The following is a 24,758-nucleotide window of genomic DNA, read 5'->3' as shown; positions in this document are numbered from 1 at the left end:
CACAGGTTTTGGCCGTTTTGGCGGATTGGGGCAGGGCGGGACAAAAAAACGCCATCGCCCGCTCGCTCCGCCATCCGGTGGGCGTCTTCACACGATTCGTTGCGTCGTCTGCACCATCTTCATCGCCGAGCCGATCAGGGCCGAGACCTCGGTCATGTTGCTGGGCACGATGAGGGTGGTGGTGGCGTCGGCGGCCACCTTGCCGTAGGCCTCCACGGCCTTTTCGGCGACCTTGAGCTGCACGGCCTGCTCGCCCCCGGGCTGGCGGATCGCGGCGGCCACGCGCTCGATGGCCTGGGCCGTGGCTTCGGCCACGGCGGTAATGGCTGCTGCCTCGCCCTGGGCGTTGTTGATCTGGGCCTGCTTCTCGCCCTCGGAGCGGGCGATGAAGGCCTCGCGCTCGCCGGTGGCGATGTTGATCTGTTCCTGGCGGCGGCCTTCGGAGGCGGCGATCAGCGCGCGCTTTTCGCGCTCTGCGGTGATCTGGGCCTGCATGGAGCGCAGGATTTCGGCCGGCGGCGTGAGGTCCTTGATTTCATAGCGCAGCACCTTCACGCCCCAGTTCAGGGCCGCCTCGTCAATGGCCTGGACCACCTGGGCGTTGATGATGTCGCGCTCCTCGAAGGTCTTGTCCAGCTCAAGCTTGCCGATCACCGAGCGCAGCGAGGTCTGGGCCAGCTGGGTCACGGCCATGATGTAGTTGGACGAGCCGTAGCTGGCGCGCATGGGGTCGGTCACCTGGAAGTACAGGATGCCGTCCACCTGCAGCTGGGTGTTGTCGCGCGTGATGCAGACCTGGCTGGGCACGTCGAGCGGGATTTCCTTCAAGCTGTGCTTGTAGGCCACCTTGTCGATGAACGGGATGATCAGCTTGAGCCCGGGAGCCAGCGTGCTGTGGTACTTGCCCAGGCGCTCCACCACCCAGGCGTTCTGCTGGGGCACCTGCTTGAAGCTGCGGATGATGAAGACCGCCACGATGACGATGATGACGAGTGCGATGTAGGTTTTGTCCATGGACGACTTTCAGTGTTCTTGAACGTTGGGGGTTACATGGGGTCGACCAGCAGGCGGTTGCCCACCAGTTCGGCGACCCGGTGCATGCCGGTGGATGGGGTGACGCCCGGGCGGTGGATGGCTGTCCACATGGCTCCCCGGTATTTCACGGTGGTGGTGCCATCGGGGTTCCAGCCCTCGATGAGGATGGTTTCACCCACGTCCATATTCACGCTGCGGTCTGCGCGAGGTGACGGGTCGCCCGGGCGCTTGCGCCTAGCAAAGTGCCAGGCCACCACGGCCCCGCCGCCCACCACGGCCGCGACGACGATCTGCAGGGCCGAAGACAAGCCCATGTGCGCGGCCAGCGCAGCCGCAACCAGACCTACGGCCATCATCAGCAGGTAAAACGTGCCCGTGAGCATTTCTGCCACCACCACGATCCCCGCCGCCAGCCACCAGATGGTGGATTCCTCCATACCGACCTCCTCCTGTGTTGTTTGTTGTTCGTATCGTAAACAGCCTGTGTGTCGGCTGTTCCTAATCCACCACATTCTGGGTCAAAAGACCCCCAGTTCAAAGGCCTGACAAGGTTATTCCTTACACTTCGCGCCTATTTCGTTTTTTGGCCGGCAGGGCACGGTTGCACGGAGGCTGCGCATGAAGTTTCGTTTTCCCATCATCATCATCGACGAGGACTATCGTTCCGAGAACACCTCGGGCCTGGGCATTCGCGCCCTGGCGCAGGCCATCGAGGCCGAGGGTTTCGAGGTGGTGGGCGTCACCAGCTATGGTGATCTGTCGCAGTTCGCACAGCAGCAAAGCCGCGCCAGTGCGTTCATCCTGTCCATCGACGATGAGGAATTCACCGTGGGCGAGGGGCTCGACCCCATCGTGCTGAGCCTGCGCAACTTCATCGGCGAAGTGCGCCGCAAGAACACCGAAGTGCCGATCTACGTGCACGGCGAGACCAAGACCAGCCGCCACCTGCCCAACGACATCCTGCGCGAGCTGCACGGCTTCATCCACATGTTCGAGGACACCCCCGAATTCGTGGCGCGCCACATCATCCGCGAGGCCAAGAGCTACCTCGAGGGCGTGCAACCGCCGTTCTTCAAGGCGCTGCTCGACTACGCCGAAGACGGCTCGTACAGCTGGCACTGCCCCGGGCACTCGGGCGGCGTGGCCTTCCTCAAAAGCCCGGTGGGCCAGATGTACCACCAGTTCTACGGCGAGAACATGCTGCGCGCCGACGTGTGCAACGCGGTTGAAGAACTCGGCCAGCTGCTGGACCACAACGGCGCCATCGGCGAGAGCGAGCGCAATGCCGCGCGCATCTTCAATGCCGACCACTGCTTCTTCGTGACCAATGGCACCAGCACTTCCAACAAGATGGTGTGGCACCACACGGTGGCGCCGGGCGACGTGGTGGTGGTGGACCGCAACTGCCACAAGTCCATCCTGCACAGCATCATCATGACCGGGGCCATCCCGGTGTTCATGAAGCCCACGCGCAACCACTTCGGCATCATCGGCCCGATCCCGCAAAGCGAGTTCGAGCCCGAGGCGATCCAGGCCAAGATCCGCGCCAACCCCTTGCTCAAGGGCGTGGACGCCACGAAGGTCAAGCCGCGCGTGCTCACGCTCACGCAGTCCACCTACGACGGCGTGCTCTACAACACCGAGACCATCAAGGGCATGCTCGATGGCTACGTGGACAACCTGCATTTCGACGAAGCCTGGCTGCCGCACGCCGCCTTCCACCCCTTCTATGGCACCTACCATGCGATGGGCAAGAAGCGCACGCGCCCCAAGCACTCGGTGACGTATGCCACGCAGTCCATCCACAAGCTGCTGGCCGGCATCAGCCAGGCCAGCCACGTGCTGGTGCAGGACTCGCAGACCACCAAGCTGGACCGCCACCTCTTCAACGAGGCCTACCTGATGCACACCAGCACCAGCCCGCAGTACAGCATCATCGCCAGCTGCGATGTGGCCGCAGCGATGATGGAGCCGCCCGGCGGCACCGCGCTGGTGGAAGAGAGCATTCTGGAGGCGCTCGATTTCCGCCGCGCCATGCGCCAGATCGAGAACGACTTCGGCAAGAAGGACTGGTGGTTCAAGGTCTGGGGCCCCGACAAGCTCGTGGAAGAAGGCATGGGCCGTGCGGAAGACTGGATCATCCGCAGCGATGCCAAGGGCAAGAAGGCCGGCACCAAGTGGCACGGCTTCGGCCAGCTGGCCGACGGCTTCAACATGCTGGACCCGATCAAGTCCACCATCGTCACGCCGGGCCTGAACCTGGACGGCAAGTTCGACAAAAAGGGCATTCCCGCGTCCATCGTCACCAAGTACCTGGCCGAGCACGGCGTGGTGGTCGAGAAGACCGGCCTGTACAGCTTTTTCGTGATGTTCACCATCGGCATCACCAAGGGCCGCTGGAACACGCTGCTCACCGCGCTACAGCAGTTCAAGGACGACTACGAGAAGAACCAGCCCATGTGGCGCATCCTTCCCGAGTTCTGCCAGCAGCACAAGCGCTACGAGCGCATGGGCCTGCAGGACCTGTGCCAGCACGTGCACGAGATGTACGCCAAGTACGACATCGCGCGCCTGACCACCGAGATGTACCTGTCGGACCTCACGCCCGCCATGAAGCCCTCGGATGCGTACGCGCACATCGCGCACCGCAAGACCGAGCGCGTGGAGATCGACCAGCTCGAAGGCCGCATCACCGTGGGCCTGGTCACACCCTACCCACCGGGCATTCCGCTGCTGATCCCCGGTGAGGTGTTCAACAAGAAGATCGTGGACTACCTCAAGTTCGCCCGCGAGTTCGCCAAGCTGTGCCCCGGCTTCGAGACCGACATCCACGGTCTGGTGGAGGTGGAGGACGAAAACGGCCATGTGCGCTACTACGCCGACTGCGTGGCCGAGGAAGTGACCGCCAAGCCGGCCAAGAAAAACCCGAAACCGCTGGCAACCGAGAAGAACCTGGTGCAGCTGGGATCGGACGGGCCCTTCGGTCGCACGATCTAGCCACGAATGGCAGGGGTTCGGCACAGCCGGGACCCTGCAGATCAATCGCCCCCGGCCAGCGCCGTGGGGCGATTTTTTTTTTTTGGCCATTTTTTCCGCCGTTGAATCCGATGCGTTGCGGGCGCCGTATTGATTGACAGCCGCGTGGCATTGCTCATGCGGTCAAAGACTGTCAGCTCATCAATCGACTTCAGGAGATTTTCATGACCATCCGTTTCAATGCCCGCCTCGCGTCCATCGGCCTCGCCGCAGCCCTGGCTGCCGCAGCCATCCCGTCCCTGGCCGCCGATGTGATGGTGGGCGGCGCCCCCATGCTGGCCAGCAAGGACATCATCGACAACGCCGTGAACTCCAAGGACCACACAACGCTGGTGGCTGCGGTCAAGGCCGCGGGCCTGGTCGATACCCTGAAGGGCCCAGGCCCGTTCACCGTGTTTGCGCCCACCAATGCCGCATTCGCGGCGCTGCCAGCCGGCACCGTGGACACCTTGCTCAAGCCCGAGAACAAGGCCACGCTGACCACCGTGCTGACCTACCACGTGGTGGCGGGCAAGTGGGATGCGGCGGCCTTGTCCAAGATGATTGCCGATGGCAAGGGCATGGCCAGCATCAAGACCGTGGCGGGGGGGATGCTGACGGCCAAGGCCAGTGGCAAGACCATCATGCTGACCGATGAAAAGGGCGGTACGGCGAATGTGACGATTGCGGATGTGTACCAGTCCAATGGGGTGATCCATGTGGTGGACAAGGTGCTGCTGCCCAAGTGATCATTGCCGGTAGGTGCTGACGAGTGGTCGCGGCCTTTGGGGTTTTGCGGCCATTTTTTTGGGGGGTCTGATTGTTTTGCTGGCTGCGTGCTTTGGTTGAGTGCGGAGGCCGGGATGTGCGCCCGGCGGCGCAGTAACTTTCTCTTGGCCGCCAAGAGAAAGTCACCAAAGAGAAGGCGGCCCCCAGTCTGCGTCCCTGCGCTTCGCTACGGGCAACCTGCGATGCTCGGAACTGGGGTGGTGCCGATGAACTCGCTGCGTTCTTCGAACTCCGCTCAGACAGCATCGGCAAGCTAGAGCACGAAGTGCGTGTGTCCTTCGGCACACGCACCCACCCCAGCCCCTGCGCTTCTCGGCGCAGCCAGCAGGGGTGGGGGCGGGTACCGCACGGCTGCTGCCTTCGCAGCTACGCCGGGTGTCGGTTACGCGCGCGGTGCGCGCTGCCGACGAGACTGGCGCGATCGCACTGGCGAGCCGAGCGCAGCGAAGGGCCACGAGGCCGAGCGAAGCAATGGCCCGAGTGGAGCCCGCTCCCCCCCCCCTTCTGACCGTGCCGAGAAGCGCAGGGCCTGGGGTGAGCGCGTGCCGAAGGACACGCGCCTCGTCATCTGACTCGCCGAAGCTGTTTGACCGGAGCTGCCTCGCAGAGGCAGCGCAGGGAGTTCTTCGGCGTCACCCCAGGACCGAGCATCGCAGGCTGCCCCCAGCGCCCGACAGGGCGATGGGGGACACGGGCAGCGGGGTCGCCTTTTCTTGGCCTACGTTCTTTTGGCGAGGCAAAAGAAGGTAGGTGCGCCGCCGGGCGCACACCCCGGCTCCCGCCCTCGATCAAGGCATGCAGCAACCACCATCCACCAAGCCATCAGACCTTCACAGGCGGAATCCGATAGTGGTACTGATACACCTCGGCAAACCCCAACCCCGCATACAAGCTCCGAGCCACCCCATTGACCGCCCGCACCTGCAGATACGCCGACCCCGCCCCCACATCCCGCCCCCACTGCAGCAGCGCACAGACGAGACCCCGCCCATGCCCCTGCCCGCGCAAGGCAGGATCGACCACGATGTCATAAAGCCCGATGGCCCCGCGCTCCAGCACCGCCAGCCCGAAGCCGACGGTTCGACCTGCGCTGTCATGCAGGGTGGCAAACGCACAGGGCAGGGCGATGGCATGCACCATGGCGTGGTGGACCGCGTGGTTCTTCACCTGCACACCATTGGCCGCAGCAAAGCCATCGAGCCACGCGGCAGTAGGGGTGGTTTCGATCTGCACGCACGCATGGGCCTGCGCCGCATCCAACCCGGTGGTTGCCATCACCAAAGAGGGATCGAAGTGCGTGTAGCCGGCGTCGGCCAGTTCCTGGTCGGCATCTGGGTGGGCCAGGGGCGAGATGCGGAACACCGGCGGCAGTCCGTGGCGTGCGTACAGCGCCTCGGCCGCAGCGCGCACGCCGCGCAAGGACGCACCGGCCTCGATGGCATTCACCGAATTGGCGCGCTTGGTGAAGCCGCCCGACAGCCGAAACACCCAGCCCCCGTGCAGCACGCTCTGGCGCGCGGGCCAGGCATTGAAGGCGCGTTCTTCGAGGGCGCGGATGGTCTCGGGATCGACTGGGCTGAACGGGGCCGCGGTGGCCGGAGGCGTTGCGAGGGACATGCCCATTTATACCAACCGCTGGCAACAGCGCTATGACCCGAGCCGGATGCCGACGATGCCCGCAAACACCAGCCCCGCCGCCACGATGCGCCCCGGCCCCACGCGCTCCTTGAGCAGCCAGGCCGAGACCAGCGCCACCAGCAGCACGCTGGTCTCGCGCAGGGCCGACACCTGGCCCATGGGAGCACGGGCCAGTGCCCACACGGCGGTCCAGTAGGCGCCCATCTGCATGCTGCCGGCGGCAGCGCACAGCCACAGGGCACGGCGCTCCACCACGAAGGTGCGCCGTCCCTTCCACCCCAGCACGATGAGGGCCGTGGCAATGCCGTCGCCCAGCGTGATCAGCACCGCGAAACCAATCGCCGTGCCGGACTGCCGCGCGCCGAGCGCGTCCACCACGGTGTAGGCCGCGATCAGCGCGCCGGTCAGCAGCGCATAGCCCACGGCCTTGCGGCTGCTGCCCACAGAGGTTTTGAGCAATGCCAGCGAGATCACCCCGGCGCACAGGCACAGCACGCCCACCAAGGCGCCAGGTCCGGGCGACTCGCCAGCGAACAGGGCACCGCCCAGCATCACCATCACCGGCGCAGAGCCGCGCGCGATGGGGTAGACCTGCCCCAGGTCGCCGTGGTTGTAGGCCAGGGGCAGCGCGAAGTGGTAAGCGGTATGGATGGCGATGGACGCACCCAGCAGCAGCCAGCTCTCGGGCCCGGGCCACGCCACCCAGGGCAGCACCAGCAGCGACAGCGCACTGCCGATCAGCGTGGTGATGGCCATGGCGGTGATGCGGTCGCCGCCGATCTTGATGGCGCTGTTCCAGCCGGCATTGAGGGCTGCGGAGAGCAGCACGATGAAAAAAACGTCGTTGGTGATCATGGGAGGGATGGTGTTTTCCCTCCAGACATCTGTAAAGTTGAATTCAATGACCGCTGAATTCAGGATTTCTGATGCGTAACCTCAATCTGGACCAGGTACAGACACTCATCGCCATCGCCGACCTGGGCACGCTGGCCGCCGCGGCGCAGGCGCTGCACCTGGCGCCGCCCACGGTGAGCCTGCACATCAGCGAGCTGGAGTCGCTCCTGGGTGCCACGCTGGTGGTGCGCGGGCGCCGCCACGCCAGCCTGACGCCGGCGGGCGAGGCCCTGGTGGCCGGAGGGCGCCGTCTGCTGGCCGGGGTGGACGAGGTCGTCGAGCAGGTGCGCCGCCGCGCCCAAGGCCTCGAAGGCTTGGTGCGCCTGGGCACGACGGCGGGCGTCAGCGCGCACCTGCTGCCACGCCTGGTGGACACGCTGGCGCGCCAGAGCCCGGGCGTGGACGTGCGGCTCGACGTGCTCGGCTCTGCCGAGGCCATGGCGCGCCTGGCGGCCGGCACGCTGGACCTGGCCATCGTCGCCATGCCGCAGGCCGCCACGGGCCAGGTGCAGGTGGTGCCTTGGCGCAGCGACCCCATGGTTGCGCTGCTGCCGCCGGGGTGGAAGGCGCCCCGGCGCATCACCGGCGAATGGCTGGCCGAGCACCCCTGGATGTCGTTCGGCCCGTCCACGTAGATGTACCGCCTGATCGTGGCCTGGTTCGCCCAGGCCGGGCTGCACGGGCGCCCTCGCATGGAGCTCAACCACCCGCTGGCCTTGCGCAGCCTGGTGGCCGCCGGGCAGGGCGCGGCCCTGCTGCCTCTGGAGCAGTCCGACGTACGGAGTGGCGATCCCGACAACGCCGGCCTGCAGGTGCGCCCGCTGTACCCGCCGCTGTTGCGCGAACTGGGCCTGGCCTACCGCATGGACCAGGCACACAGCGCAGCTACAGGTGCGGTGATAGCCGCGCTACAGGCCCTGGCTTGAAAGAGCAGGCACAGCCCGCGGAATCAGCCTCAGAGGTGCTTGAAGAAGAAGGTCGTGCCGCAGAACGCCCCATCGGGCATCAGCGCATAGCGCGGCACCTCGCCCACGCGCTGCCAGCCCGCGCGTTCGTACAGGCGCTCGGCATCGCCGCCGGTCACGGTGTCCAGCACCAGCACGCTCTTGCCCTCGCTGCGCGCCGCATCGTCGAGCGCAGCCATCAGGCGCTGGGCCACGCCCTGGCGGCGCGCCTTGCGGCGCACCAGCATCTTGGCCACGTCGGCGCGGTGGGGCTGGTTGTCGGGCATGGCGGTGATGAGCTGCACGGTGCCGACGATGCCCTCTACCGCATCCTCGGCCACCAGCAGCACGCGCTCGTTGCGTGCCACGCCCTCGGCCACGCCGCGCCAGAAGGCCAGGGCCTTGTCGTGGGGCAGGGGGGCCATGAAGCTCACCGACGCACCGCCGTGCACGCAGTCGATCAGCACCTGGGCCAGGGCTTCGGCGCTGGCGGCGGCCTCGTTGGCGCCCAGGCGGCGCACGGTGAGGGTGGGGGTGTCGGCGGTGGCATTCATGGGTTTCTCCGGGTGGGTATGGGTGGTGGGGGCAGGGTGGCCAGCGCCACCAGGTAGCGCGCGTCCTGCGGCGTGGGGTTGTGGAACACGATGGGCTGGTTCAGCCGCATGGCCAGGCAGTCGCCCGCCTGCAGATGCCAGGTGACTTCGCCCACGGTGAGGTCCATGGCGCCTTCGATCAGCCAGACCTGCTGGTGGATGTCGGCGTCATGCACGGCCGAGTCCAGCGCCACGCGCTGGCCCGCAGGGAACACCACCTCCACCAGTTGCAGCGGCGAAGGCGCAGGGGGCGACAGCCGGCGCCGCACATAGCCCGAAGCCGGGTCCTGCCATACCGGCTGGTCGTCGGCGCGGATCATGGGGGAGGGCGGTTCCGAGCTCGGGATGCCATCATCGAAGAACGAGGCCAGCGCCACGCCCAGGCCGATGGCCAGCTTGTCGAGCACGGCGGCCGTGGGGCTGCTCTGCCCGCGCTCGATCAGCGAGATGTTGGAGCGGCTCACGCCGCTGCGCTCGGCCAGCGCTTCGAGGGAGTAGCCGCGGGCGTCGCGCAGTTCGCGCAGGCGCTGGGCAATGCGGGTGTGGATGTCCATTATTCCAGTTTAATGGATTTTTATTCCATTATGTTGGAATGGTGTGCGCGCATCCCATCACTGCGCTCAGCGGCGATACTTGGGGACAAGAACCATCCCGGATTGAAGGAGACACCGTGACCACGACGCTGCCATTCCAACCGCTCGATGCCGACCTGCTGGCCCGTGCCTTGCCCCTGCTCGACGAGGAGTGGCTGGCCCGCGATGCCGACCTGGCCCCCGTGCTGCCCACCGTGCTGGCGCGCAACGTGGGGCAGGACTGGCACAAGGCCGGCACCTTCCGCCACCACCTGGTGGGCGTGGCCCGCTCGCTGGCTATGTGGCAGCAGCCGCGCGACGTGCGCCTCCTGGGCCTGCTGCACAGCGTGTACGGCAATGCCTTCGTGGACCTGGTGAAGTTCGACCCCGCCAAGGAGCGCGCCCGCGTGCGCGAGATCGCGGGCGAATCGGCCGAGCACCTAGTCTACCTATTCTGCACCCAGTCGCGCACGCAGTTCGTGCAGCGCGTGCTGGCGGGTGCGCTGGAAGCCGATGGCAGCCTGGTGCTCGAGAAGGACGGCCAGCCCCATGTGCTCACGCCCTACGAGGTGGCCGCCTTCACCATCGTCAGCATGGCCGACACCATCGAGCAGTGGTTCAGCTGGCAGGACGACATCTACTCGCGCTTTCCCGCCGTGCAGCAGCGCCCGCAGGCCGTGCACTGGGCGGCCTCGCTCTGGCCCGGCCCCATGCGCCCCAGTGGCCGCATGGTGAGCCAGATCAATGCGCTGGGGCTGGCGCTGCAGCACCCGGGCCTCAAGGGCCTGCTGCCCACGCCGCCCGTCTTCGACCACTGCACGGCGGCGCTGTCGGCCACCGACGAAGCCGCCGCCACCTCGCTGTACTGGTCGGTGATCCAGCAGGACCAGCCGCTGGCCGACCTCGACGTGGCCACCGCCGTGCTCGAGAGCGCCGTGCGCCACAACCCCTGGGTGGGCGAGCCGCAGATGGTGCTGGCCCAGCTCTACCTGTCCGCCGGCCGCAATGCCGATGCGGCGGCCGCTGCCTCTGGCGCGCTGCAGCAGTTCAGCGCCTGGGGCAACTCCTGGGACAAGCGCGTGCAATGGGATGCCTGGGTGGCGTGGACGCGCATCCTGCAGCAGTCGGCCACCGAGGGCACCTGGCCCGAGCGGCTGGACAAGCTCAACAACGTGGCCTTGCGTGGTTGACGCTTGCTTGACTTCTTTATATTGATTGAACCTAAGGTAATTAAAAGTTATTCTTTTGAGTTTTAAAGGGCAAACCCTATAGTGGAAACATCCCATAACGAAAGGTGTTTTCCGTGAACAAGCGCTCCCTCCTGCAATCCGCCCTTGCCCTGGCCCTCGCCACTGGTTTTGCCACGGGTGCCATGGCGCAGGACAAGCCCCTGAAGATCGGCGTGACCGGCGGCCCGCACGCCCAGATCTTCGAGGTGGTCAAGAAGATCGCCGACAAGGAAGGTCTCAAGATCCAGGTCGTCGAGTTCAGCGACTACGTGCAGCCCAACGCTGCCCTGGCCGCTGGCGACCTCGACGGCAACAGCTACCAGCACCAGCCCTACCTGGACAACCAGGTCAAGGACCGGGGCTACAAGCTCGTCTCCGTGGCCCAGACCGTCAACTTCCCCATCGGCCTGTACTCCAAGAAGGTCAAGAAGCTCGAAGACCTCAAGGAAGGCGCCAAGTTCGGCATCCCCAACGACCCCACCAACGGCGGCCGCGTGCTGCTGGTGCTGCAGGACAAGGGCCTGATCAAGCTGCGCGAGGGCGCCGGCCTCAAGGCCACCCCGCTGGACGTGGTGAGCAACCCCAAGAAGCTCAAGTTCGTGGAGCTTGATGCGGCGCAACTGCCGCGTTCGCTCGATGACCTGGACGCCTCGGCCATCAACACCAACTTCGCGCTGTCGGCCGGGCTGAACCCGGGCAAGGACGCCATCACCCAGGAAAACGCCAAGAGCCCCTACGTCAACGTGCTCGTGGTGCGCGAGGCCGACAAGGGCAAGCCCTGGGTCGCCAAGCTCGTGAAGATCTACCAGTCGGAAGAGGTGCGCAAGTTCATCCAGACCGAGTTCAAGGGATCGGTGCTGCCAGGCTTCTGAGCCCGGCTATCCAAAAGGCGCAAGCTGCCCACGCCCAGTCGGTTGTAACCGGTCAGGAATTGATGCCGCGCTGCACGGTGGAGAGCGCGCGCCGGTACGCTTCGCGCAGGCGGTAGATCTGCGCCGGCCGGTGCGCGCCGCCGGTCTCCTGCTCGCCCGCAACGGGTTCGAGCATGTCCAGCTCGTCGATCTTGCGCCGAAAGCTCACCTTGTTGATCGGCTCGCCCAGCACCGCCTCGTACACCGCCTGCAGGCGCGGCAGGGTGATGCGCTCGCCGCACAGGTACACCGGCAGCGACGAGTACTGGCTCTTGGCGCGCACGCGCTCCACGGCCAGCGCCACGATGTCCTGGTGGTCGAAGGGCAGGGCCGGCAGCGCGGCCACCGGCGCCAGGGTAAGCCCCTCGCGGTCGGCGGGCAGCAGCTCCGCCGGCACCAGCGCGTAGTAGACGACGGAGACCGACCAGCCGCGCGGGTCCCGTTCTGCGCCGGAGTAGGTGGCCAACTGTTCGAGGTACGGGCTCACGATGCCGGTCTTGTCGCGCAGCACCCGCGCCGCCGCATCCCAGGCCGTGCGGTCCTCCTGCGCGTGGATGTAGCCGCCCGGCAGGGCCAGTGCGCCGGCAAAGGGCGGGTTCTTGCGTTCCAGCAGCACGACGTGCAGGGCATCGTCCTTGAGTGCCATGAGCACCACGTCCACCGTGCAGATGACGGGCGGGAAGAGGGGTTCTGCAGAGGTTTTTGGCATGGTGTTTCCGTGGCGCTGGCTTGACTTAGTATTTTAATGAAACTATCATAAGTTCATCAATTAAACTAAGTCGGAGGGCCTATGGCATCGGAATTCAACAACCCACTCGAAAGCCGTTACCGTGGCTGCTTGGTCGGCCTGGCCTGTGGCGATGCCGTGGGCACCACGGTGGAGTTCAGCCCGCGCGGCAGCTTCGAACCCCTCACGGACATGGTGGGCGGTGGCCCGTTCCGGCTGGCACCGGGCCAGTGGACGGACGACACCTCCATGGCCATCTGCCTGGCGCAGAGCCTGTTGCACCGCGGTGGCTTCGATGCAGAAGACCAGATGCGCCGCTATGTGAACTGGTGGCGCTGGGGCTACCCCAGTCCCACCGGCACCTGCTTCGACATCGGCATCACCGTGCGCGATGCGCTGTCGCGCTTCATGGCCAACGGCGAACCCATGGCCGGCTCCACCGACCCCCAGACCGCAGGCAACGGCTCGCTGATGCGGCTGGCGCCTGTGGTGCTGCGCTACTTTCCTGACATGCAGGCGGTTGTGCGCCAGGCGCGGCTCAGTTCGCAGACCACGCACGGCGCGGCCGAGGCGCTCGAGTGCTGCAGCGTGCTGGCCGAGGTGATTGCCAATGCCCTGGCGGCCGACCCCCAGCGTGGCGAGGCCGGTCGGGCCGAGGTGCTGACCGTGGCGCAGGAGGGGCTGGCCTGTCCATCGGTGCGCAGCATCGCAGAGGGGCAGTACCGTGCCAAGCCGCGCGAAGCGATCCGCGGCACCGGCTACTGCGTGGCCTCGCTGGAGGCGGCGCTGTGGTGCTTTGCCACTACCGAATCGTTTGCCGATGCCGTGCTGGCCGCCGCCAACCTGGGCGACGATGCCGACACCACGGCCGCCATCACCGGGCAGGTGGCGGGCGCGTTCTACGGCATCGAGGGCATTCCCGCGCACTGGCGCAGCCAGCTGTTCATGGGCGAGGAGATCGGCGACATGGCGGCGGGGCTGCTGCACAGGGACGGGCGGGCCGTTCCGGTATAGGCCGCGCCCGCGCCGCCGGGATAAGCGGCCGTGTGCTCCCGCTTTTCGGCCCATCGTCCTGGCCGTGGCCGGGTACGCTTGGCCTCTGGTCGAAACTGCGTCCCGGCGGCGGACCGGCGCAGCTCTGGCGGCCCGTCTTTTTGTTTTTGTCCCTGTCCCTCGTCTATTTTTTCCTGGATGCACTCCATGCGGTATCTCGCTGTTTTCTTGCTGGCTGCGGTGGCCCCGCTGGCCCAGGCTGCCAACTTCGTTTCGCTCCACCAGTCGGCGCTCAGGATTGCACTGCCCCCGGCAGCCGGTTCCTACCACTACAAGTTCGATACCAAGGTGGGTTTCAAGCAGCAGTACGCGCCGCAAGGCGCCACCGGCTGTGTGATCGGCTACGCCACGGGCGGCTGCGCGTTCCCTGGCGGCGGATCGCTGGCGCTGCCCGAGTTCACCGGCTACCAGCTGCAGTACAAGGAATTCAAGATCTTCATCCCCGCAGGAACCCGCTCGTTCATGTTCTCGGGCTATGCGCCGCAGCGGACGCAATCGGCCTTTGTGCTGCGCTATGGCTCGGCGCCGGTGCGCGAGGCGGCGCTGAGCGGTGCGGAATACCAGAAAGCCCAGACCGGCGAGCGCATCGACAGCGCATTCCAGCGCCTGGTCAATGAGCGCAGCGAACAACTGGTGGTGCACGACGGCGGCGGCACGCTGCGCTTCGTGGGCGGCCAGCTCGATGCCAACCGCGGCAGCACCGGCGAGGGCAACTGGCTCTATGTGCGCCAGCTGAGCGGGGCCCCGCTGTACGACGTGCAGGGAGCCATGGACGTGGACATGGCCAGGTACGCGGCAGGGTATGCCAAGATCGTCTGGACTACCAGCAACTACCCTGACCCGGTGGACGCACCGAGTGCGGGCGGCGGTACCGGTACGGTCAACCCGCCGGACAACGCCACGACCCTGCCGGTCCCGGCCACGGTGGCCACCTCGGTGGTGTCCGCTGCCGGCCAGCCCCTGCGGCTCGACATCAGCCTGGCGCAGGCGGCGGCGGATGTCGCCGCCAACCCGAAGATCAGCGCCTGGGTCGCGGCGTTCGTGCCGGCCAATGGCCTGTCGTTCCCGGCGGACGCCTGGTTCTTCCGCCTGGCCAATGGCGGCTGGAGCAGCCAGGTGCCGGCCGACGTGGAGGGCATCGCTTTCGCCAGCGGGGTGGCCAACGCCGCCAGCTTGAAGTTCACGCCCTCGCTGGACTTCACCGAGGCCGAGCTGCGCGCGTTCAACGTGCAGGTCCACTTCGGCTACAAGACCGGCACCGGCAGCTTCGTGAGCAAGGGCAAGGTCTGGCCGCAGTAATGGCAGGTCAGCGCAGGGCCTGCCATCCCGGCGCAACCCCCTGTACACAATGGAGCAATTGAGTCGGGCGTGCCGGCGCTTGGGGTCATGCGCGGTGGCTATCATGGCAGGCGCTGGGTGCTGCTGGGTCGGGTGACCCCGCAGTGCTTCCCTCCGTGCCGTCCCCCTCACCAGGAGTTTCCATGAGCAATGTCCAGATCGCCGTCATCGTCGGCAGCCTTCGCAAGGATTCGTTCAACCGCAAGCTGGCCACCGCCATCGAGCGGCTGGCCCCGGCAGACTTCAAGTTCACCCAATTGCGCATCGATGACCTGCCGCTGTACAACCAGGACGACGATGGCCAGCAGGCCGCCTCGGTGCTGCGCCTCAAGGGTGAGCTCAAGGCCGCCCAGGGCCTCTTGTTCGTGACGCCCGAGTACAACCGCTCCATACCCGGCGTGCTCAAGAACGCGCTCGACCACGCCTCGCGCCCCTACGGCCAGAGCGCCTGGGGCGGCAAGCCTGCCGGCGTGATCGGTGCCTCGGTCGGCGCCATCGGCACCGCGCTGGCGCAGCAGCACCTGCGCAACGTGCTGGCCTACCTCGACGTGCCCACGCTGGGCCAGCCCGAGGGCTTCATCCACGCCAAGGAAGGCCTGTTCGACGCCGACGGCAACGTGGGCGAAGGCAGCAAGAAGTTCCTGCAGGGCTGGGTGGATGCTTACGTGGCCTGGGTCAAGAAGCACATCTGAGCTTCTTCTGAACGCACCATGAAAAACGCCGCCCTTGAAGGGCGGCGTTTTGCTGTGTGAACCGCTGGCCGGATCAGGCGGCCTGTGCCACTTGTGGCTGGTTGGCCGGCACGCTGGTTTGCGCCACGATGTCCTTGTCGGCATTGGCAAAGGCCAGGGCCTTGGCGTCCGGGCCCATGCCCACGCCTTCGGCGCGCACAAAGCGCACGTCGGTGATGCCGAAGAAGCCGAACACCACCTTCAGGTAGCTCTCCTGGTGTTCCATGGCCTGGCCACCTTCGCTGGTGGAGTACACGCCGCCGCGGCTCGATGCCACGATCACCGTCTTGCCGCCGGCCAGGCCCACGGCGCCCTTGTCGGTGTACTTGAAGGTGCGGCCGATCTGGGCCACGCGGTCGATCCAGGCCTTCAGTTGGCTGGGGATGGTGAAGTTGTACAGCGGGGCGCCGATCACGATCACGTCAGAGGCCAGGAACTGGCTCACCAGGGCTTCGGACAGGGCGTTTTCCGTGCGCTGCGCATCGGTCGATGCTTCCTGGCCGGTGCGAAACCCCATGGCGTCGGCCGTGAAGTGGGCCGGGGCCTGGGCCACCAGATCCAGGTACTGCACCGTGGTGTTGGGGTGGCCGGCCTTCCAGGCGGCGACGATGCGTTTGGTGAGTTCGCGCGAAACGGATTGTTCGCCGGTGATGGCCGAGTCGATGTGAAGCAGTTGCATGAGGGAATCTCCTGTGGGTGGTAGCCACAGCGTGTGGCCATGGGTGAATTGTGGAGACGCACTCATTTGTTGATAAGGTATTGAACTTGCGATAGATTGTCCTATCAGTAGAACGATGTACTTTATGCAAGACCTCAACGACATGCTGTACTTTGCCGAGGTGGTCGAGCGCGGTGGCTTTGCCGCCGCCGGCCGCGCCCTGGGCATTCCCAAATCGCGCCTGTCGCGCCGCGTGTCGGACCTGGAGGCACAGCTGGGCGTGCGCCTGCTGCAGCGCACCACGCGCAAGCTCTCGCTGACCGAGGTGGGCGAGGCCTACCTGCGCCACTGCCAGGCCATGCGCGAGTCGGCCCAGGCGGCCGCCGACACCGTGGCACAGGTGCAGACCGTGCCGCGCGGCACCGTGCGCGTGAGCTGCCCGGTGACCCTGGCGCAGACGGTGCTGGCCGAGATGATGCCCGCCTTCCTCGCGCGCTACCCCGAGGTGCGGGTCGACATGGTGGTCAGCAACCGCGCCGTGAACGTGGTGGAAGAGGGCATCGACGTGGCCCTGCGTGTGCGCCCCTCACTGGAGGACAGCGGCAGCATGGTCGTCAAGCGCCTGGACATGACCAGCCAGATCCTCGTGGCCAGCCCCGACCTGCTGATACGCCAGGGCACGCCCACCACGCTGGAAGACCTCTCGCGCATGGACAGCGTGGCCATGTCGGCGCCCGACGGCCGCGCCACCTGGAACCTGATGGGCCCCGGTGGCGCGCACCAGGTGGTGCACCACACGCCGCGCTACGTGGCCGACGACCTGCTGACCCTGAAGTTCGCGGTGCTGGCCGGCATCGGCATGGGCTGGATGCCCGATTACATGTGCCACGAGGAGATGCGCGAGCGCCGCCTGGTGCGCGTGCTGCCCGAGTGGGTGCCACCGCCGGCCATCGTGCATGCGGTGTTTCCCTCGCGCCGTGGGCTGTCGCCCGCAGTGCGCAGCTTTCTCGACTACCTGGGCGAGGCCATGCCGGGGCGCAACAGCCTGGCCACGCGCGATGGCGGGGCAGGGATGGACGGGGCCGGCATATAACACGCGCAATACGCCATGTGGCGAAGTCCGTCAGGCGCGCGGGTCTCTGCCCGGCGGGCGTTTTCAGGCCACAATGCAACCAGTTGCAACTGACCGGTTGCCTGCGTGCCACCCCTGCGCAGGTGCCCGGGGCGCGCCGTGAAAACCTCTCACCCCATCGATACCCACCTCCAGAAGGCCCGCGTTCACCCGTCCGTGCGGGCCATCGTGATACCGCCGTGCCCGGAATCCCTGGTGCGCCTGCAGCAGATCGTGGCCGCGCCCGAGCTCGATTCGGGCGCGCTGGAGCAACTGGCCTCGTCCGACGTGGCCATGGCCGCCGCCCTGATCCGCCAGGCCAACAGCCCGCTGTACGGCCTGGCCCAGCCGGTGCAGACGGTGGGCATGGCGCTCACCGTGCTCGGGCTCAACCCGGCGGTGGAGCTGCTCTCGGCCTTCATCACGCGCAACGCGCTCATGGTGCGCTCACCGCTGCTCGAGCATTTCTGGGAAAGCTCGCAGCGCCGCGCCATTGCCTGCGAGCACATCGGGCGCCAGCTCTACAGCTTTGACCCGGGCCTGGGCTATAGCTTCGGCCTGTTCTGCCACGTGGGCATGCCGGTGCTGGTCAAGGCCGTGCGCGGGTATGGCTCCACCGTGACCGAGGCACTGGCCCGCAAGGACCGCACCTTCACCCAGACCGAAAACGCCAACCACCACACCGACCATGCGGTGATGGGCGCCATCGTCGCGCGCACCTGGCACCTGCCGGGCGACGTGGCCCAGGCCATCTGGCTGCACCACGACTTCACGGCCCTGCAGGACGAACGCTTCAACCCCGCGGTGCGCCACCTGGTGGCCCTGGGCCTGCTGGCCGAGTACCTGGTGAACCACCACGACAACCTGCAGCCCACGCGCGACTGGCTGCAACACGGCCAGGCCTGCATGGACCACCTGGCGGTGTCGGAGGAAGAGCTGGACCACTGGGTGGACGAATTGCACCCCGCCTTCGAGGCCGTGCGCTTCTGAGCTGCACGCCGGCCCGTTAGCATGGCGGCACCATGCTTGCCGCCAAACCCTACCTCCAGAGCGTCTGCATCCGCCCCGATGCAGAGGTGGATTTCGACAGCTACCCGTACGACATCCCCGCCATCCGGGAGATGGGTTTGCTGGAACTGCACGCCGATGTGACCTTCTTCGTGGGAGAGAACGGCTCGGGCAAATCCACGCTGCTGGAGGGCATTGCCCTGGCCTTGGGGTACAGCCCCGAGGGCGGCACGCGCAACTTCAGCCTGGCTACGGCGGGTTCGGAATCTTCTTTGCATGAGGTGCTGCGGCTGGCGCGAAGTTTTCGCCAGCCCAAGGATGGCTACTTCCTTCGGGCCGAGAGCTTTTTCAATGTAGCCACCTACATGGACGAGGTGGGCTACCTCGACGGCTATGGTGGCAAGTCGCTGCACGCTCGCTCACATGGCGAAGCCTTCATGGCGCTGCTCACGCACAAGTTCCAGGGCAAGGGCCTGTACCTGCTGGACGAGCCCGAAGCCGCGCTGTCGCCCAACCGCCAGCTGGCCGCGCTCTCGGCCATCCACCAACTGGTCGAAGACAAGTCGCAGTTCATCATCGCCACGCACTCGCCCATCCTGCTGTCCTACCCGCACGCGAAAATCATCCAGTTCGACGGCACGGGGCTGTCGGAAGTGGCCTTCGAGGACACCGAGCACTACGCCGTGACGCACGATTTCCTCAACAACTACCGGGAACGGCTGGATCGGCTGCTGGCGGATGAGGACTGAGAGGCTGTAGGTTTTCGTCCATGTCCGCCTTTCACGCCAAAGCACCCTGGCTCATCGAAACCTGAGCGCAGTTGCGCTGGTCGCTGGCTGCAGGCCAGTGGCCTGCAGCAGCCAATGCGACTACATCCTGTTTCTATATTCCAAAATCCGATTAATTAACAAGAATATATTCTTTTGAGTTTTAAGGCGCTGTGTGGACAATCGGGCATCTACCGTTTTTCCTCACAGGCTACGCCACATGACTTCTTTGAAACTCAAGACTCTTCTGGCCACTCTGGCACTCACTGCCAGCGGCATGGCGCTGGCCCAGGACTCGCTGCTCAACGTCTCCTACGACGTGGCGCGTGAGTTCTACAAGGACTACAACGCCGCCTTCACCGCGCACTACAAGAAGACCACCGGCAAGGACGTGAAGATCGACCAGTCGCACGCCGGCTCCAGCGCCCAGGCGCGCGCCGTGAACGACGGGCTGGCGGCCGACGTGGTCACCATGAACACGACCACCGACGTGCAGTTCCTCGCCGACAGCGGCGTGGTGGCCAAGGACTGGGCGAAGAAATTCCCCCACGACGCATCGCCCACCACCTCGACCATGCTCTTCCTGGTGCGCAACGGCAACCCCAAGGGCATCAAGGATTGGGACGACCTGATCAAGCCCGGCGTGCAGGTCATCGTGGTCAACCCCAAGACCGGCGGCAACGGCCGCTATGCCTACCTGGCCGCCTGGGGCGCCGTGCGCGAAAAGGGCGGCACCGAAGCGCAGGCCGCCGAGTTCGTGGGCAAGCTGTACAAGAATGTGCCCATCCTGGCCAAGGGCGGGCGCGATGCCACCGCCACCTTCCTGCAGCGCAACCAGGGCGACGTGCTGATCACCTTCGAATCCGAAGTGGTCTCCATCGAACGCGAGTTCGGCGCCGGCAAAGTCGATGCCGTCTATCCGTCGGTGAGCGTGGTCGCCGAGAACCCCGTGGCCGTGGTCGAGCGCACCGTGGCCAAGAAGGGCACGGCCACGCTGGCCAAGGCCTACCTGGACTACCTCTACTCCGAAGAAGCCCAGGAAATCGCGGCCAAGCACGCCATCCGCCCCCGCTCTGAAACCGTGCTCAAGAAGTACGCCGCCACCTTCAAGCCCTTGAAGCAGTTCACCGTGGCCAAGTACTTCGGTTCGCTCAGCGATGCACAGAAGGTGCACTTCAACGACGGCGGCCAGTTCGACAAGCTCTACACGCCCGGCGCCAAGTAAGCCATGACCGCTGCGACCCCTGTGGCCGCTCGGGGTGCCCTGCAGGCCCCTGCGCAGGCCGGCCGGCGTGCGTCCAAACGGGTGCTGCCCGGCTTTGGCCTGACGCTGGGCTACACGCTCTTCTACCTGAGCATCATCGTGCTGATCCCGCTGTCGGCACTGATCTTCAAGACCTTCACCCTCACCTGGGAGCAGTTCTGGGCCGCCATCAGCGCACCGCGCGTGCTGGCCTCGTACCGGCTGACGTTTGGCGCATCGTTCATCGCGGCCCTCGTCAACCTGTTCTTTGGCCTGCTCATCGCCTGGGTGCTGGTGCGCTACAAGTTTCCCGGCAAGAAGATCGTCGATGCGCTGGTGGACCTGCCGTTTGCACTGCCCACTGCCGTGGCCGGCATCTCGCTGACCGCGCTGCTCGCCGGCAATGGCTGGGTGGGGCAGTACCTGGAGCCGCTGGGCATCCAGCTGGCCTTCAAACCCGCGGGCATTGTCATCGCGCTGATCTTCATCGGCCTGCCCTTCGTGGTGCGCACGGTGCAGCCGGTGCTCGAAGACGCCGAAAAGGAGCTCGAAGAAGCCGCCACCTGCCTGGGCGCCACGCGCTGGCAGACCTTCACCAAGGTCATCCTGCCCTCCATCACCCCCGCGCTGCTCACCGGCTTTGCCATGGCGTTCGCACGGGCGGTGGGCGAATACGGCTCGGTCATCTTCATCGCCGGCAACATGCCCATGGTTTCTGAAATCACGCCCCTCATCATCATCGGCAAGCTCGAACAGTACGACTACGCCGGCGCCACCGCCGTGGCGGTGGTCATGCTGGTGATCTCGTTCATCTTGCTCTTGGTCATCAACGCGCTGCAGGCCTGGCAGCGGCGCCACGCGGGGGCACCAGCATGAGCGCAGCGCTGAACCGCTTCAAGCAAGCTCGCACCGCAGTGCGCAGCACGGAGGTTTTCCAATGAGCGGCGCCAACTCCCGCACGGTGCGCCGCGCAAGCGCCGGCACCACCGAGGCGCCCTGGGTGCGCTACACCCTGATCACCGTGGCGCTGCTCTTCATGCTGCTGTTCCTGGTGCTGCCGCTGGCCGCGGTGTTTGCCGAGGCGCTGCGCAAGGGCTTTGGCGCCTATCTGGAGGGCCTGCGCGAGCCCGATGCCTGGTCGGCCATCAAGCTCACGCTGATCACCGCGCTCATCGCCGTGCCGCTGAACCTGGTGTTCGGCGTGGCGGCGGCCTGGTGCATTGCCAAGTACGAGTTCAAGGGCAAGGCGTTTTTGACCACGTTGGTGGACCTGCCGTTCTCGGTATCGCCCGTGGTGGCAGGCCTGGTCTACGTGCTGATGTTCGGCGCGCAGGGCTGGTTCGGCCCCTGGCTGCAGGCGCACGACATCAAGATCATCTTTGCCGTGCCGGGCATCGTGCTGGCCACCGTGTTCGTGACCTTCCCCTTCATCGCACGCGAGCTGATCCCGCTGATGCAGGCCCAGGGCAACGACGAGGAGCAGGCCGCCATCGTGCTCGGCGCCACCGGCTGGCAGACCTTTTGGTACGTCACGCTGCCCAACATCAAGTGGGGCCTGCTGTATGGGGTGATTTTGTGCAACGCACGCGCCATGGGCGAGTTCGGCGCGGTGTCGGTGGTCTCGGGCCACATCCGTGGCCAGACCAACACCATCCCGCTGCACGTGGAAATTCTCTACAACGAGTACCAGTCGGTCGCGGCGTTTGCCGCCGCCTCGCTGCTGGCGCTGCTGGCGCTGGTCACCCTGGTCATCAAGTCGATTGCCGAGTGGCGCAACGAGCAGCAAATGAAGGCCGCAGCCGAGCTGCCGCCCGAGCGCCCTGCGCCCGCCACCGCCCCCTCTGCGCGCTGAAGGAAGAAGAAAGCACACCATGAGTATCGAAATTCGCAACGTCAGCAAGCAGTTCGGCGACTTCCATGCCCTGCGCGACGTGAGCCTGGACATCGCCTCGGGCGAGCTGATCGCGCTGCTCGGCCCCTCGGGCTGCGGCAAGACCACGCTCTTGCGCATCATCGCCGGGCTGGAGACGGCCGACGTGGGCACCATCCACTTCTCGGGCGAGGACACCACCGACGTGCACGTGCGCGAGCGCAACGTGGGCTTCGTGTTCCAGCACTATGCGCTGTTCCGCCACATGACGGTGTTCGAGAACGTGGCCTTCGGCCTGCGCGTCAAGCCGCGCAGCGAACGCCCGAGCGAGGCCCAGATCAAGAAGAAGGTCACCGACCTGCTCAAGCTGGTGCAGCTCGACTGGCTGGCCGAGCGCCACCCCTCGCAGCTGTCGGGCGGCCAGCGCCAGCGCATCGCGCTGGCCCGCGCCCTGGCCGTGGAGCCCAAGGTGCTGCTGCTCGACGAGCCCTTTGGCGCGCTCGATGCCAAGGTGCGCAAGGAGCTGCGCCGCTGGCTGCGCCGCCTGCACGACGAGCTGCACGTGACCAGCATCTTCGTGACCCATGACCAGGAAGAGGCGCTCGAAGTGGCCGACCGCGTGGTGGTCATCAACCAGGGCCGCATCGAGCAAAGCGGCTCGCCCCAGCAGGTGTGGGACAACCCGGCCAGCCCGTTTGTCTACGGCTTCCTGGGCGACGTGAACCTGTTCCAGGGCCGCGCCCATGAGGGCTTGGTGCACCTCGACGGCATGCAGCTCGACGCCCCCGAGCACGCTGACGCGCAAGACACCAAGGCCTTTGCCTATGTGCGCCCGCACGACCTGGACGTGCAGCGCTACGCGCCCGGCGCCGGCATCGACGCCGCAGGCCGCCCGCGCGGCATCGTGGCGCAACTGAGCCGCGCCATCGTGGTCGGGCCCATCGCGCGGCTGGAACTTATTCCATCGGACGATCACAAACCAGCGGACAATTCGAATCCCGAAATGCTGATCGAGGCGCAGATCCCCGCGCAGCAGTTCCGGGAGATGGGTTTCAAGGAGGGTGAGACGCTGGTGGTGACACCACGGCGCGCCCGGGTTTTTCTGGACCACGCCGCCAACATCTGACGCTTGTCGCTCCGTGCCCCTTGCGGCGCCCGGCGCAGGCCGGGTGTCGGGGCTCAAGCGGATTGGCATTCAATCGGATAACTAGGCGGGGAGCCGCAGACAGTGCTGTTGCACGGCAAGGCTCTCCAACGACGTTAGCCGGTTGAACGCAAATTCGCATCAAGGATGACAAGAATATGGTGTTGAATTGGATTGATAACGCGCCGCGCCGCCTGCTCGCGCTGATCAGCTTTGCCTGCGTGGCCATGCTGGCCTTCGGCATGTACCTGCAGCATGCGGTGGGGCTGGAGCCGTGCCCCATGTGCATCGTGCAGCGCTACGCGCTGATCGGCGTGGCCATCTTCACAGGCCTGGCCGCTGCGCGTGATTCGCGCGGCTGGTGGATGTCGCTGGCCGGCATCGCCGTCCTCATCGCCGGCTTCGGCGCCTTCGTCGCCGCCCGCCAGAGCTGGCTGCAGTGGTACCCGCCCGAGGTCGCCACCTGCGGCCGCGACTTCTACGGCATGATCGAAAACTACCCCATCAGCCGCGCCATCCCCATGATCTTCCGCGGCTCGGGCGACTGCGCGGCGATTGACTGGACGTTTCTGGGTGGCTCGATTGCCAATTGGTCGTTTGTCTGCTTTGTGGGGTTTGGGCTCGTGATGCTGGTGGTTTTGGGGCGGCATCTCAAGGGTGGGCGTCGGGGTGGGGCGGGGTACTCGATGGCTTGAGGCTGGCAAAGTCTCTGGCTTCCATGAAAAAGGCGCTCCTCGGAGCGCCTTTTGTTTTTGCGAAAGGTTCGCACCCGCCCTTGCCGCAGCGCAATCTCCACATCGGGGTTGTCGTGCGAGAAGCGCGCCAGGATGTTCGGTACGATGCCGAAGATGGCAGACCCATGGACCCCCACATCCAGTCGCCCCAGCTTGCCGCGCCCGCCCGGTGCGCCCGGTTCGCCGCCTGGTCCACAATCCCGGGCGTCGCGCAGCAGGGTTTCCCCCGCATGGTTCAACACCGTGCTGCGTGGAGTGCGCTCGAACAATTGCGCGCCGACCTCGGCCTCCAGGGCCTTGATCTGGCGGGTGAGCGGGGGTGGGGACAGGTCCAGGCTCTCTGCGGCTCGGCCGAGGTGGCGCTCTTCCGCTACGGCTACGAAATAGGCTAGGCGGCAGAGGTCCGTGGGGGTTCAAGCGGCAAGAGGTTGCGAATTCTGACTGACAGGGGCGTTCACTTGTCGCGAGCGTGTTTCACGTGTGGACGACTTAAGATGGAAGCTCCCTGAGCTGGGGTGTCTTGGCAGGCCGCAGCCTGTGGTCAGTTACGCGCTCTGTTGGATGACCGCCACCGCTACACAGCCCCTCGACAAATTGGCCGCTGAGACATCGAAACTGCCCATCGCTTCAAGTTGCTCAAGCTTTAGAGCGATCTGTATCACCCATCGTAGGTAGCTGGAAGAACCGCAACAAACGGCTTCGCGAAGAGGCCTCGTTTTGGAAGACACTCGAGATCTGGACTCGTTGCTGGAAG

General features: G+C 66.0%; 23 protein-coding genes and 2 pseudogenes. 16 read left to right on the top strand and 9 right to left on the bottom strand.

Features of this window, described 5'->3' with window-relative positions:
- Nucleotides 1-87 precede the first annotated feature (87 nt).
- Nucleotides 88-1,014, bottom strand: coding sequence for a stomatin-like protein (locus U5N23_RS15215; protein ID WP_322593623.1), 927 nt, complete (start codon nt 1,012-1,014; stop codon nt 88-90).
- 32 nt (nt 1,015-1,046) lie between these two features.
- Nucleotides 1,047-1,472 (bottom strand): NfeD family protein, encoded by a 426-nt coding sequence (locus U5N23_RS15210; RefSeq protein WP_322593622.1) that lies wholly within the window; start codon nt 1,470-1,472, stop codon nt 1,047-1,049.
- A gap of 181 nt (nt 1,473-1,653) precedes the next feature.
- On the opposite strand from U5N23_RS15210, the gene U5N23_RS15205 reads away from it, so the two are divergent.
- Together U5N23_RS15205 and U5N23_RS15200 are read left to right on the top strand one after the other, a co-directional pair.
- On the top strand, nt 1,654-4,032 hold the full coding sequence (locus tag U5N23_RS15205) for an arginine/lysine/ornithine decarboxylase (RefSeq protein WP_322593621.1): 2,379 nt from the start codon (nt 1,654-1,656) through the stop codon (nt 4,030-4,032).
- Nucleotides 4,033-4,235: 203 nt separating this feature from the next.
- Nucleotides 4,236-4,799, top strand: coding sequence for a fasciclin domain-containing protein (locus U5N23_RS15200; protein WP_322593620.1), 564 nt, complete (start codon nt 4,236-4,238; stop codon nt 4,797-4,799).
- Between the two features lie 862 nt (nt 4,800-5,661).
- On the opposite strand, the gene U5N23_RS15195 is transcribed toward U5N23_RS15200, so the two are convergent.
- On the bottom strand, nt 5,662-6,462 hold the full coding sequence (locus tag U5N23_RS15195) for a GNAT family N-acetyltransferase (RefSeq protein ID WP_416208613.1): 801 nt from the start codon (nt 6,460-6,462) through the stop codon (nt 5,662-5,664).
- Nucleotides 6,463-6,486: 24 nt separating this feature from the next.
- On the bottom strand, nt 6,487-7,332 hold the full coding sequence (locus U5N23_RS15190) for a DMT family transporter (RefSeq protein ID WP_322593618.1): 846 nt from the start codon (nt 7,330-7,332) through the stop codon (nt 6,487-6,489).
- Between the two features lie 71 nt (nt 7,333-7,403).
- Here U5N23_RS15190 and U5N23_RS15185 point away from each other — a divergent pair.
- Nucleotides 7,404-8,297: pseudogene (locus U5N23_RS15185) on the top strand (LysR family transcriptional regulator).
- Nucleotides 8,298-8,326: 29 nt separating this feature from the next.
- Here the strand turns inward: U5N23_RS15185 and U5N23_RS15180 are convergent.
- Both U5N23_RS15180 and U5N23_RS15175 read right to left on the bottom strand, forming a co-directional pair.
- Nucleotides 8,327-8,869, bottom strand: coding sequence for a GNAT family N-acetyltransferase (locus U5N23_RS15180; protein WP_322593617.1), 543 nt, complete (start codon nt 8,867-8,869; stop codon nt 8,327-8,329).
- Nucleotides 8,866-9,462 carry an XRE family transcriptional regulator gene (locus tag U5N23_RS15175; protein ID WP_322593616.1) on the bottom strand — a complete coding sequence of 199 codons (597 nt, stop codon included), beginning with the start codon at nt 9,460-9,462 and terminating at the stop codon, nt 8,866-8,868. Before U5N23_RS15175 ends, U5N23_RS15180 begins: the two co-directional genes overlap by 4 nt.
- A gap of 116 nt (nt 9,463-9,578) precedes the next feature.
- Between U5N23_RS15175 and U5N23_RS15170 the strand changes: the two genes are divergently transcribed.
- Nucleotides 9,579-10,670 (top strand): DUF6817 domain-containing protein, encoded by a 1,092-nt coding sequence (locus U5N23_RS15170; protein WP_322593615.1) that lies wholly within the window; start codon nt 9,579-9,581, stop codon nt 10,668-10,670.
- 113 nt (nt 10,671-10,783) lie between these two features.
- Nucleotides 10,784-11,581, top strand: a complete 798-nt coding sequence (locus U5N23_RS15165; RefSeq protein ID WP_322593614.1) for a MetQ/NlpA family ABC transporter substrate-binding protein — start codon at nt 10,784-10,786, stop codon at nt 11,579-11,581.
- 52 nt (nt 11,582-11,633) lie between these two features.
- Here U5N23_RS15165 and U5N23_RS15160 read toward each other — a convergent pair whose 3' ends face one another.
- Complete coding sequence (locus tag U5N23_RS15160) at nt 11,634-12,329, bottom strand: NUDIX hydrolase (protein ID WP_322593613.1); 696 nt, start codon at nt 12,327-12,329, stop codon at nt 11,634-11,636.
- Between the two features lie 81 nt (nt 12,330-12,410).
- On the opposite strand from U5N23_RS15160, the gene U5N23_RS15155 reads away from it, so the two are divergent.
- From U5N23_RS15155 to U5N23_RS15145, 3 genes are all read left to right on the top strand, one after another.
- Nucleotides 12,411-13,361: an ADP-ribosylglycohydrolase family protein gene (locus U5N23_RS15155; protein ID WP_322593612.1), complete on the top strand. Its 951-nt coding sequence runs from the start codon at nt 12,411-12,413 to the stop codon at nt 13,359-13,361.
- Nucleotides 13,362-13,547: 186 nt separating this feature from the next.
- Nucleotides 13,548-14,699, top strand: coding sequence for a hypothetical protein (locus tag U5N23_RS15150; protein ID WP_322593611.1), 1,152 nt, complete (start codon nt 13,548-13,550; stop codon nt 14,697-14,699).
- Nucleotides 14,700-14,881: 182 nt separating this feature from the next.
- The gene (locus U5N23_RS15145) at nt 14,882-15,430 is read left to right on the top strand and encodes an NAD(P)H-dependent oxidoreductase (protein ID WP_322593610.1); all 549 of its coding nucleotides are present in this window, start codon (nt 14,882-14,884) and stop codon (nt 15,428-15,430) included.
- Nucleotides 15,431-15,503: 73 nt separating this feature from the next.
- Here the strand turns inward: U5N23_RS15145 and U5N23_RS15140 are convergent, their stop codons facing one another.
- Nucleotides 15,504-16,148: an FMN-dependent NADH-azoreductase gene (locus tag U5N23_RS15140; protein ID WP_322593609.1), complete on the bottom strand. Its 645-nt coding sequence runs from the start codon at nt 16,146-16,148 to the stop codon at nt 15,504-15,506.
- Nucleotides 16,149-16,272: 124 nt separating this feature from the next.
- On the opposite strand from U5N23_RS15140, the gene U5N23_RS15135 reads away from it, so the two are divergent.
- The 8 genes from U5N23_RS15135 to U5N23_RS15100 all read left to right on the top strand — a co-directional run bounded on the left by U5N23_RS15135 (nt 16,273) and on the right by U5N23_RS15100 (nt 23,965).
- On the top strand, nt 16,273-17,220 hold the full coding sequence (locus U5N23_RS15135; protein WP_322593608.1) for a LysR family transcriptional regulator: 948 nt from the start codon (nt 16,273-16,275) through the stop codon (nt 17,218-17,220).
- 138 nt (nt 17,221-17,358) lie between these two features.
- Complete coding sequence (locus U5N23_RS15130; RefSeq protein ID WP_322593607.1) at nt 17,359-18,228, top strand: HDOD domain-containing protein; 870 nt, start codon at nt 17,359-17,361, stop codon at nt 18,226-18,228.
- A 32-nt stretch (nt 18,229-18,260) separates the two neighbouring features.
- Nucleotides 18,261-18,995, top strand: coding sequence for an AAA family ATPase (locus U5N23_RS15125; RefSeq protein WP_322593606.1), 735 nt, complete (start codon nt 18,261-18,263; stop codon nt 18,993-18,995).
- A gap of 238 nt (nt 18,996-19,233) precedes the next feature.
- Nucleotides 19,234-20,238 (top strand): sulfate ABC transporter substrate-binding protein, encoded by a 1,005-nt coding sequence (locus U5N23_RS15120; protein ID WP_322593605.1) that lies wholly within the window; start codon nt 19,234-19,236, stop codon nt 20,236-20,238.
- Nucleotides 20,239-20,241: 3 nt separating this feature from the next.
- Nucleotides 20,242-21,132 carry a sulfate ABC transporter permease subunit CysT gene (gene cysT / locus U5N23_RS15115; protein ID WP_322593604.1) on the top strand — a complete coding sequence of 297 codons (891 nt, stop codon included), beginning with the start codon at nt 20,242-20,244 and terminating at the stop codon, nt 21,130-21,132.
- Between the two features lie 61 nt (nt 21,133-21,193).
- Nucleotides 21,194-22,108 (top strand): sulfate ABC transporter permease subunit CysW, encoded by a 915-nt coding sequence (cysW, locus tag U5N23_RS15110; RefSeq protein ID WP_322593603.1) that lies wholly within the window; start codon nt 21,194-21,196, stop codon nt 22,106-22,108.
- A gap of 19 nt (nt 22,109-22,127) precedes the next feature.
- On the top strand, nt 22,128-23,252 hold the full coding sequence (locus U5N23_RS15105) for a sulfate/molybdate ABC transporter ATP-binding protein (protein ID WP_057204261.1): 1,125 nt from the start codon (nt 22,128-22,130) through the stop codon (nt 23,250-23,252).
- A 176-nt stretch (nt 23,253-23,428) separates the two neighbouring features.
- Entirely contained in the window at nt 23,429-23,965 is a 537-nt protein-coding gene (locus U5N23_RS15100) for a disulfide bond formation protein B (protein WP_322593602.1), read from the top strand.
- 320 nt (nt 23,966-24,285) lie between these two features.
- Here the strand turns inward: U5N23_RS15100 and U5N23_RS33140 are convergent.
- Nucleotides 24,286-24,339 (bottom strand): annotated as a pseudogene (locus U5N23_RS33140) (hypothetical protein); the annotation flags it as partial.
- Nucleotides 24,340-24,758 lie beyond the last annotated feature (419 nt).

It is taken from the genome of Acidovorax sp. (assembly GCF_034519795.1).
GTDB lineage: Bacteria > Pseudomonadota > Gammaproteobacteria > Burkholderiales > Burkholderiaceae_C > Acidovorax.
The sequence above is the reverse complement of the archived record's forward strand: the minus strand, read 5'-3'. Positions and strand labels throughout refer to the sequence as shown.

Excerpts from the sequence above, each read along its gene's own strand:
- U5N23_RS15215 (WP_322593623.1), bottom strand. The coding sequence starts at position 1,014 with ATGGACAAAACCTACATCGCACTCGTCATCATCGTCATCGTGGCGGTC.
- U5N23_RS15210 (WP_322593622.1), bottom strand. The coding sequence starts at position 1,472 with ATGGAGGAATCCACCATCTGGTGGCTGGCGGCGGGGATCGTGGTGGTG.
- U5N23_RS15205 (WP_322593621.1), top strand. The coding sequence starts at position 1,654 with ATGAAGTTTCGTTTTCCCATCATCATCATCGACGAGGACTATCGTTCC.
- U5N23_RS15200 (WP_322593620.1), top strand. The coding sequence starts at position 4,236 with ATGACCATCCGTTTCAATGCCCGCCTCGCGTCCATCGGCCTCGCCGCA.
- U5N23_RS15195 (WP_416208613.1), bottom strand. The coding sequence starts at position 6,462 with ATGGGCATGTCCCTCGCAACGCCTCCGGCCACCGCGGCCCCGTTCAGC.
- U5N23_RS15190 (WP_322593618.1), bottom strand. The coding sequence starts at position 7,332 with ATGATCACCAACGACGTTTTTTTCATCGTGCTGCTCTCCGCAGCCCTC.
- U5N23_RS15180 (WP_322593617.1), bottom strand. The coding sequence starts at position 8,869 with ATGAATGCCACCGCCGACACCCCCACCCTCACCGTGCGCCGCCTGGGC.
- U5N23_RS15175 (WP_322593616.1), bottom strand. The coding sequence starts at position 9,462 with ATGGACATCCACACCCGCATTGCCCAGCGCCTGCGCGAACTGCGCGAC.
- U5N23_RS15160 (WP_322593613.1), bottom strand. The coding sequence starts at position 12,329 with ATGCCAAAAACCTCTGCAGAACCCCTCTTCCCGCCCGTCATCTGCACG.
- U5N23_RS15155 (WP_322593612.1), top strand. The coding sequence starts at position 12,411 with ATGGCATCGGAATTCAACAACCCACTCGAAAGCCGTTACCGTGGCTGC.
- U5N23_RS15150 (WP_322593611.1), top strand. The coding sequence starts at position 13,548 with ATGCGGTATCTCGCTGTTTTCTTGCTGGCTGCGGTGGCCCCGCTGGCC.
- U5N23_RS15145 (WP_322593610.1), top strand. The coding sequence starts at position 14,882 with ATGAGCAATGTCCAGATCGCCGTCATCGTCGGCAGCCTTCGCAAGGAT.
- U5N23_RS15140 (WP_322593609.1), bottom strand. The coding sequence starts at position 16,148 with ATGCAACTGCTTCACATCGACTCGGCCATCACCGGCGAACAATCCGTT.
- U5N23_RS15135 (WP_322593608.1), top strand. The coding sequence starts at position 16,273 with ATGCAAGACCTCAACGACATGCTGTACTTTGCCGAGGTGGTCGAGCGC.
- U5N23_RS15125 (WP_322593606.1), top strand. The coding sequence starts at position 18,261 with ATGCTTGCCGCCAAACCCTACCTCCAGAGCGTCTGCATCCGCCCCGAT.
- U5N23_RS15120 (WP_322593605.1), top strand. The coding sequence starts at position 19,234 with ATGACTTCTTTGAAACTCAAGACTCTTCTGGCCACTCTGGCACTCACT.
- cysT (WP_322593604.1), top strand. The coding sequence starts at position 20,242 with ATGACCGCTGCGACCCCTGTGGCCGCTCGGGGTGCCCTGCAGGCCCCT.
- cysW (WP_322593603.1), top strand. The coding sequence starts at position 21,194 with ATGAGCGGCGCCAACTCCCGCACGGTGCGCCGCGCAAGCGCCGGCACC.
- U5N23_RS15105 (WP_057204261.1), top strand. The coding sequence starts at position 22,128 with ATGAGTATCGAAATTCGCAACGTCAGCAAGCAGTTCGGCGACTTCCAT.
- U5N23_RS15100 (WP_322593602.1), top strand. The coding sequence starts at position 23,429 with ATGGTGTTGAATTGGATTGATAACGCGCCGCGCCGCCTGCTCGCGCTG.